This window comes from Trichlorobacter sp., from assembly GCF_030247655.1.
Taxonomy (GTDB): domain Bacteria; phylum Desulfobacterota; class Desulfuromonadia; order Geobacterales; family Pseudopelobacteraceae; genus Trichlorobacter.
In genome coordinates, this window is sequence record NZ_JAOTRZ010000112.1 from 1 (window position 1) to 9028 (window position 9028).

Here is a 9028-nt window from a genome sequence, read left to right on the forward strand (position 1 = left end):
CATGCCCTGGTTGAAACAGGCCATTGCCGAATTTCTGGGGCCTTATGAATGAGTATCAGCAGATATTCAGCACCATCAACCTCGGCCTGGTGGTACTTGACCGTGAACTGAACGTCAGCGCCTGGAGCCGCTGGATGGAACTGCACAGTGGAATGCCTGCAGAAAAGGTAGTTGGTCAACCGGTCTGCGACCTGTTTCCCTCCCTGTGTGACAACAGCTTTATCCGGATTGTCAAAAGTGTCTTTGCCTTTGGCAATTACGCTTCCTATTCCCAGAAACTGCATAAACATCTCTTCCCCATGAAGAACCCCCACGGGTCTTCATCCATATTCCCCTGGATGCAACAGAACTGCACCTTTGGACCATTGCGGAATGCAAACAAAGAGATAATTGCCGTGTACATTTCTGTGCAGGATGTAACTGACTTTGTCATGTATGAGCACAAACTGATCCTGATGGCAAAGATCGACAGTCTGACCGGGATCTACAATCGCCGTTATCTTGACAGCCGACTGGCTGAAGAGATCGAACGTTCCCGACGGCATGGCAACCCGTTAAGCATCCTGATGCTGGATATCGACCACTTCAAAAAAATCAACGACACCCACGGCCACCTCTGCGGAGATTATGCCCTGCGCAAAATCTCAGAACTACTGCAGGAGCTGGTACGGACCTCAGACATCCTGGGGCGTTACGGCGGCGAGGAATTCTGTTGCATCCTGCCTGAAACACCTTTTGAACAGGCCGTTGTACTGGCTGAACGTTGCCGGGAGCAGATTGCTGCTAACCAGTTTTCCTGTACCGACCATCAGACCAACGTGACCATAAGTATAGGGGTCACCGGCTTGCACCGGGATGACTCACTGGACAGCATCATCAAGCGGGCCGATGATGCTCTTTACCAGGCCAAGCGAGAAGGCCGTAACCGGGTCTGCAGCTGCCCTGCTCCATCAGAACCCAACCCATGATGGATGAATTAGCCGAGATACGGGAAGCCTTTGCCCTGGAGTCAGTTGAGATGCTGGCTGAAATGGAATCAGCGTTGTTGATCCTTGAGGCGCAGCCCACGGTTGGAGACGACTTTAACCGGCTCTTCCGTGCAGTCCATACGATTAAAGGTTCTGCAAGTATTGTTGCTGCCGACCAGGTGGAGAGTTTTTGCCACGCCCTTGAACATCTATTGGTCCAGGTACGGGAAAACGAGCTCCCGCTGACCAAAGAGCTGCTGACCCTCTGCCTGCAGTGCCATGACCATATCAGGGCGTTGATTGCCGCCTTTGAAGCCTCAAACGCCCAGCTCCCCCCCCGCCATGAACAGCTCGTTACCCTGATCACCCAGTGGCAGCCTCCTGTAGTAATTGAAACCATAGCCCAGCCAGAGCAAGAACAACTTCTGCCAACAGAAGAGGCAAGCACAGAAGAATCAGCAGCAGCTCAAAAAGTGGTGAGGGTTGATGCCCAGAAGCTGGATCAGCTGATCAATCTGGTGGTTGAACTGGTCACCGCCTCTTCAGAGCTGGAATCCCATGTTAAACGCCTTGGGGACAGCGCCTCCTTTGAATCAGCCTCATCAGTTTCTCTGCTGGTTAAGAAGATCCAGGAACGGGCCATGGTGTTCAGGATGGTGCCGGTGGGAGACCTGTTTCGCCGTTTTCAGCGTCTGGTACATGACCTCTCCGGCTCGTCCGGCAAGAAGATCCAGTTGCTCACCGCCGGAGCCGAAACCGAGCTGGACAAGGTTATGGCGGAACGATTGCGTGAGCCGTTGGTCCACCTGATCAGAAACGCCATTGATCATGGCATTGAACCACCCGTTGAACGGCTGGCACTTGGCAAGCCCGTCATCGGCACCATCAGGATGAACGCCTTTCAGGAGGCTGGCAGTATTGTGATTGAGGTCAGGGATGATGGCCGGGGCATCAGCCGTGAGCGGGTGCTGCACAAGGCCGTTGAACGGGGCCTGATCCGTTCCCTTGATATGGCTGATCGTGATCCACTGGCCCTGATCTTTGAACCGGGTTTTTCCACCATGGACGAAGCAACCCTGCTTTCCGGGCGGGGGGTGGGTATGGATGTGGTCAAGCGAACCATTGAAGAACTGCGTGGAAAGATCGACCTGACCAGCATAGAAGGGCAGGGGACCAGTTTCCAGCTCCGTTTGCCGCTTTCTCTGGCGCTGATTGACGGTTTCATGATCATGGTGGGCAGCGACTACTTCATCCTGCCGATGGAACTGGTTGATGAAACCATTGATCTACCGCAGGAAGCGGCTATTGAACTACGACTACGGGGCTATTTAAATGTCAGGGGTGAGGCACTGCCCTGCCTCGATCTGAATGGCATTCTGCAGCCTGACTCCCCGGTAAAGGAATCACGTTTTGTAGTGGTGGTACGTCAGGAAGGCCGGAGAGTGGGTCTGGCAGTGGATCAGCTGGTGGGCGAAGTCAAGGCGGTCATCAAACCACTGGGGCGGATCTACCGCGATGCCCGCATCATCTCCGGGGCGACCATTCTGGGAGACGGCACCATCGCCCTGATCCTGGACCTGCCGGAGCTGTTACGGATACACGGCAGCTAATCAGAACTTACAGGCTATGGGACCAGACGTTTGAACATCTACTGTTTCGCACCAAACCCTCCAAACCTCCCCTTCTCAGGGGAGACTTAAAGGCATCCCCCCTGACAGGTGTTGAGGGGGGTTAGTTTTAGCTGTTACGCCGACTAGAACTCTTTCCGATAACGGATCAACAGATACAGCGCCCCGACCCCAAACGCCAGCAAACCGATTTCCACCAGCCAGTTCATCGGCTTATCCACCCCCAACGTTATCATCGGATAGATCACCACCGAAATCAAACTGTTCACCGCAACCAGGCTCAGCAGCCATTTCATAGCAGTTATACTCCGGCAAACTGCCGAGCAGCACGCAAGAGGGTGTCTACCATGGACAGGTCATTAGCCTCACTGTAGAGCCGCAAGACCGGTTCGGTGCCGGAGGGGCGGATCAGCAACCAGTCTCCGTTATCAAACACAAACTTGAAACCATCACTGAAGTTGGTGGAGGAGACAGGCCGCCCCGCAATGGTCACAGGAGGGTCGTTCTTCAAACGCTGCAGCAGCGCCTCCTTTGCATTATTGCTGATATGGGCGTCAATCCGGCGGTAGAAGAAATGACCAATCTCATCCATGATCTCTTCCAGCTGCTGACGCAACCCCTTACCGGTCATTGCAACCGTTTCCAGCAGCAACAGCCCCATCAGCACGCCGTCCCGCTCGGGGATATGGCCGCTGATACCCAGACCACCTGATTCCTCCCCGCCCATCAGGATCTGCTTATTCAGCATCAGCTCACAGATATGCTTGAAGCCGATCGGCGTCTCATATAAGGACAGATCATATTTTTGTGCCAGCAGATCGATCATCCGGGTTGATGAAACGGTCTTGACCACTCCGCCCGACAGCCCCTTGCGCTCCACCAGATGCTTCAAGAGCAGGGTAAAGATGGCGTGGGATGAAAAGAACTCGCCCCGCTCATCCACTGCCCCGATCCGGTCTGCATCACCATCCAGTGCCAGGCCAACCCGGTAACGACCAGCTGCCAAAAGTCCGCACAGCTCCTGCAGATTTTCGCCGATCGGCTCTGGTGGACGTCCGCCAAAGGAAGGGTTCTGTTCAGCGTGGATTTCGTCAATCCCCAGCAAGCGATTAAAAAAGCCACTGCCTGCCCCAAACATCGGGTCTGCCACGGCAGGTATCGCTGCCTTGCGGATCGCCTCAATATCAACCAGATGCCCAAGCTGCTGCAGATAGCCGGTGGCAGCATCAAACTGTTCAATTTTACCGCCACGGCAGGCCTCTTCAAACGGGACCGAGCGGACCAGACGCCCTTCTGTTTGGTTGTAGGCAACAATCTGCTCCAGCAGGCGTGTGGTCTCTGGCCGGGCTGAACCGCCAAAGTTTTCTTTAATCTTGAAACCGTTATAGATCGGTGGGTTATGGCTGGCAGTAATCATGACACCGGCCCCGGCCTGTAACGCCTTGGCCGCCCAGGAAACCGCCGGTGTCGGCGCAACATCATCACACAAAAATACCCTGATATCATTACCAGCTGCTATTTCAGCCACACGGCAGGCAAATTCTCGCGACAGAAAACGACGGTCATAGCCCACCACCAATCCCTGATCCGCCAGCCCTTCGCGGGTCATCCAGTCCATGGTGGCCTGGGCCACCAGCCCCAGATTATCAAAGGTAAACTCACGGGCAATCACCCCGCGCCAGCCGTCGGTTCCGAACTTTATTTCCGTCATCCCTTTTCTTTCCCTTCCATCTTATAGATCCAGACCAGCAGTTCTGCTACCGCTCTATATAACTCAGCCGGGATATGTTCGTCCAGATTCACCTGCATCAGCAAAGTCACCAGTTCCGGCGACTCATGCACATAGACACCGGCCTCTTTGGCGCAGGCAATAATCGCCTCAGCCATAATCCCTTTGCCCTTGGCCACCACCACCGGCGCATAAAAGCCCTGTTTATAGGAGAGGGCCGCAGCCATGCGCTGATCATTAAACTGCCGTTCACGGGCCATGCTTCACCACAATACTACCAGGCTCAAGGCCTGCCGCAAGCAGCTGATCCTGCAATTCTTCACGTCCTTGCTCCAACAGACCGGCTGCACGTTCCTGGCCGGCCTCAATCACCAGATCAAGGTGGGTTCCATTCAGACTTAAGGCAACCTCTACCCTCCCCAGCTTTGGCAGGGTCAAGGCAAGTGAGGTTTCCCAGGGGGCGGCCTGCTCCTGCTCATCACCGCCACGTCCCCTGCCTTCCCGATCCTTGATACGCCACTCCATCGGCTGTCCGGGAAACAGTTCGCCATGAAAGAGCAACTGACTGGTCTGAAGGGCTGCCAGCTGTTCCTTGACAATCGCCATGGTACGCGGGTCGCTGCCTTCCTGCGCCCCCTGCGCCACAACCGGTCGCCCCTCATGGGGAGGCACTGAAAGCTTCCCCTGTGGCTCCTGCAACAGCTTTTCCAGAGAGTAGTCACCGCTGAACCAGCGGGAAAGATGGGCCTCATAAAACAGACCGCTTTCCTTCAGCCCCTGTTTCAAGACCTGCTCCAGCTGGGCAGGGTCAGAGGGTGTCCCCTGCAGCAGGGTACGCAGTATCCCCAATCCCTCTTTAAGCGGTGCCGACTGATCCTGCATCCCCAGCAGGGTGCTGACCCAACGACCGGTCTGGCTGACCAGTGCATCGCCGCCTTTGCCATAGCGCACCAGCAGAAAGGTGGGCGGTTCCTCACCAACAAAGAACAGATTCAGACCATCGCCAGCCTTCATCCCTTTGGGTAGCAGCACCTCCATGGCCTGACCACCCACCTGGATCATGAACCGGCCACCTCCCAGCGATTGCAGTACATCACCACGTAACTGCTGACCGACCTGAAAACTTTTTGACGCATCAGCCGAAATCTGCGGTTCAAGCAGGGCTAACCGGTTTCCCTGCATCAGCGACTGCAACAGCTTCAGCACACTATCATCAAGTTTTCCTTCCGCAGCCGGAACCGTGCGATTCTGCAAAGAACGGGCAGACAGGCTGGCTGATGCACCATAGGTCATCGCCTCATCCAGAATCGCTGCCAGGGCAGAAGAACCGGCTGGCAGACTGCTGACCACCTGCTGCAGACGCCCCATAATGGCACGCTGGGCATCACCCTGCCCTTCTTCCTTGCTTACCAGAGCGCTGAGCCAACGGGCGGCATCACTTACATTGCTGGGCTGTTCCTGAACAGGCTGGCCCAACAGGGCAAACACCAGCTTTGGATGTTGTGTCACCAAGGCGAGACGCAGGATCTCGCCCTGCGCCACCGGCTTTGACAGCTGCAGCTCCAATGACTCACCAGCCAGTTGCACCAACACCCGACCACCGGGCAAGCGCCCCTGCACCAGGGCATTGGCCTCGTCACCCGGCTGAAGCGGTAATGGTGCCAGCGGTTGATTAGCCACATCAACCAGGGTCAAACGTGCCCGCTGAGCCAGATTCAACAGCAGTTTGGAGGCGGTATCCTCAAAAGCAGCGGTTGCCCGGCCACCCAGGCCTGTTGAGGCAGAGGGGGGCTGGCCAGCTTCATCCCCTACATTTTTCCCTGGCTGATCAAGCAAACCGCCCGGCGCCACGACAACGGCCCGCCCATCAGTCCGATAGGTCAGAAAATCATCCAGAAAACCGGCCAGTACACTGGTCTGCCCGCTTGATTGCCGTAGCAGATCACCAATACTTTGCAGAGATGAACGCTGGCTTGGTTGTGAGAACTGTTCGTTTGAGACCAGCAGCGACAGCAGACGGGAGGCATCAGAAAGGCTGACCGGAGGCGCAGTTACCCCTGGACGGGCCATGGCGAAGGTTGGACGGGGATCATTGCCGACAAAGGTAAGCTCAAGGTTTTGTCCCTGACGTACCGCCATCTGCAAATCAAGCTGCAACTGCTGTCCAGCAATCTGGACCGGTATCTTGCCAGCCTGGGGCTGACCGGTCACCTCAGCCGTTATCCGCTGACCAGGCGCAAGGGAAAGCGACTGTTGCCCCCCCCAAACCGTAGTCGGTTCAGCCGGCTCTGCCGGTACAATCGCCAGGTTTGAACTGCGGGACAGCAGATCATAGACCTGCTGTTGTATGTCAGAAGGAAAGGCCATGGAATACTTATCGGCTGTCAGGACTACGTTCTGAAAAGCTTCCTATCCCCAGACCAGGTACCCCGGCTCATAGATCAGCCCCAACTCCCCGTGCCTCGGCAGTACCCGCACCACAAAGCCATAACGACCGCAGAAACGGCACTCAAGATCTCCGGCAAAGCGGTAACGACCGTTCTCCAGCGTTTCTGTCACTGACAACGGCACAATCTCACCGCCACGGATAATCCCCTGATTATCAAGCACACCAAAATAGCCTTCCACAGCCACTTCATCAGGATTTAAATTTCCCAACCTGACGGTAGCACTAACTGGCAGGCTGCTGCCCACCGCCACTGAATCACTCAGTTTGGCTTCAGTAGCCTCAATCCCTACCTGATTCCAGCTGCCAAAGACACGCTTTTTCCAGGCAGCCAGCTCCTTGGCAAGACCCAGATCATTGGCTTCAAGCCGTGCCCACTGGCGGTAGGAAGGGATATAGGAAAGCTGGGCGTATTCCTCAACCATCCGGTCGGTTGAAAAGACCGGGCAGAGCGACTGCATTGAGGCCTTCATCATGCTGACCCAATCACGGGGAATGCCGTCACCGCCGCGCTGGTAGTAGAGCGGTACCACTTCCTTTTCCAGCAGGTCATACAGGGCGCCACTCTCCACCTGATTCTGGTATTCCAGATCGGCATAGACCTCGCCTTTACCGATGGCCCAGCCGTTATTACCCTGGTAGCCTTCACACCACCAGCCATCCAGAATTGAGAGGTTCAGGCCGGCATTAAAGGCCACCTTCATGCCGCTGGTACCACTGGCCTCCATCGGTCTGCGGGGTGTGTTCAACCAGACATCCACCCCCTGCACCAGATGACGGGCCACCTCCATATCATAATCCTCGATAAAGACGATCCGATGCCGGAACCGCTCTTGGTGAGAAACCTGTACGATCTGACGGATCAGCTCCTTACCTTCGGTGTCGTGGGGGTGAGCCTTGCCGGCAAAGATGATCTGTACCGGTCGATCGGCGTCATTCAGGATCCGGTCCAGACGATCCAGATCCCGCATCAGCAGGGTGCCCCGCTTGTAGGTGGCAAAACGACGGGCAAAACCGATGGTCAGGACCTCCGGGTCCAGCACCTCATCGGCTGTGGCTATCTCCTTGGCGGTGGCACCGACCTTCTTCAACTGTTCTTTCAGGCGGCAGCGGGCAAAATCCACCAGCCGTTCACGGGTAGACTGGCGAGTACGCCAGATTTCGGCATCCGGTATCTTGCCGATCCTGCGCCAGACATTGTGGTCCGTCGGATCATCCAGCCAGCGGGTACCCAGGTAACGTACCAGCAGACTACCCATCTGACCAGACATCCAGGTACGGGTATGGACCCCGTTGGTAATGGAACTGAGCGGCAACTGTTCTTCGGGCAGTTCCGGCCAGAGGTTCTTCCACATGCCGCGGGAAACCTCGCCATGCAGCTGACTGACACCGTTGGCGTGACCGGCCAGTTTCAGGGCGAGCACCGCCATGCAAAAGCTCTCATACTGATCAGCCGGATTCTGACGACCAAGGCCAAGAAACTCATCGCGGGAAAGGTTGAATGATTTGATGTACTTGGTAAAATACTTATCCAGCATCTCGGTGGGGAAATGGTCGATTCCAGCCTCAACCGGGGTATGGGTGGTAAAGATGTTGCCCGCCCTGGTCACCTCGCAGGCCTCGCTAAAGCTAACCTTGCGTTTCTCCATCACCAGCCTGATCCGCTCCAGGGCCAGGAATGCAGCATGACCTTCATTCATATGGCAGACATTGGGGATAATCCGCAGGGCACGCAGGGCACGCACCCCGCCGATCCCCAGCAGAATTTCCTGCAGCATCCGCATTTCCTGATTGCCGCCGTACAGTTGCGAGGTAATCAAGCGATCCTCGGGGCTGTTCTCTTCCAGATTGGTATCCAGCAGGTAGAGTGGCACCCGTCCCACCTGCACCCGCCAGATATGGGCCTTGAAGTGGCGCGGACCAAACTCCAGCTCCACCTCAAAGGGACGGCCCAACTGATCACGCTCCAGGGTCAGGGGCAGATTATAAAAATCGTTTTCAGGATAGATCTCCTGCTGCCAGCCTTCATTATTCAGGTACTGACGGAAATAGCCCTGACGATACAACAGCCCCACCCCCACCAGGGGCAAGCCCAGATCAGAGGCTGATTTAAGGTGATCGCCGGCCAGAATCCCCAAACCACCGGAGTAGACCGCCAGCGATTCATGCAGGCCAAACTCCATGGAAAAGTAGGCGGTCTTCAGCTGAGAGTCACCGTTGTACTCTTTCTGAAACCAGGACTTTTCGGTCATATAGG

Annotated in this window: 7 protein-coding genes; 2 read left to right on the forward strand and 5 right to left on the reverse strand. The window is 56.0% G+C overall.

The window, feature by feature from the left end; all coding sequences use genetic code 11:
* Positions 1 to 44: 44 nt before the first annotated feature.
* Entirely contained in the window at positions 45 to 968 is a 924-nt protein-coding gene (locus tag OEL57_RS10460) for a sensor domain-containing diguanylate cyclase (RefSeq protein WP_300740412.1), read from the forward strand.
* Positions 965 to 2578, forward strand: coding sequence for a chemotaxis protein CheA (locus OEL57_RS10465; RefSeq protein WP_300740414.1), 1614 nt, complete (start codon positions 965 to 967; stop codon positions 2576 to 2578). The genes OEL57_RS10460 and OEL57_RS10465 overlap by 4 nt, the downstream gene beginning before the upstream one ends.
* Positions 2579 to 2721: 143 nt before the next feature.
* Here the strand turns inward: OEL57_RS10465 and OEL57_RS10470 are convergent, their stop codons facing one another.
* The 5 genes from OEL57_RS10470 to glgP all read right to left on the reverse strand — a co-directional run.
* Positions 2722 to 2892: a hypothetical protein gene (locus OEL57_RS10470; protein WP_300740416.1), complete on the reverse strand. Its 171-nt coding sequence runs from the start codon at positions 2890 to 2892 to the stop codon at positions 2722 to 2724.
* 5 nt (positions 2893 to 2897) lie between these two features.
* A complete protein-coding gene (locus OEL57_RS10475) occupies positions 2898 to 4307 on the reverse strand; it encodes a phosphoglucomutase/phosphomannomutase family protein (protein WP_300740418.1) in 1410 nt (469 codons plus the stop codon).
* Positions 4304 to 4585, reverse strand: a complete 282-nt coding sequence (locus OEL57_RS10480) for an EscU/YscU/HrcU family type III secretion system export apparatus switch protein (RefSeq protein ID WP_300740420.1) — start codon at positions 4583 to 4585, stop codon at positions 4304 to 4306. The genes OEL57_RS10475 and OEL57_RS10480 overlap by 4 nt, the downstream gene beginning before the upstream one ends.
* A complete protein-coding gene (locus tag OEL57_RS10485; protein WP_300740422.1) occupies positions 4575 to 6692 on the reverse strand; it encodes a flagellar hook-length control protein FliK in 2118 nt (705 codons plus the stop codon). Before OEL57_RS10485 ends, OEL57_RS10480 begins: the two co-directional genes overlap by 11 nt.
* Before the next feature lie 42 nt (positions 6693 to 6734).
* A partial coding sequence (gene glgP, locus OEL57_RS10490) for an alpha-glucan family phosphorylase (protein ID WP_300740425.1) occupies positions 6735 to 9028 on the reverse strand: 2294 nt, incomplete at its 5' end.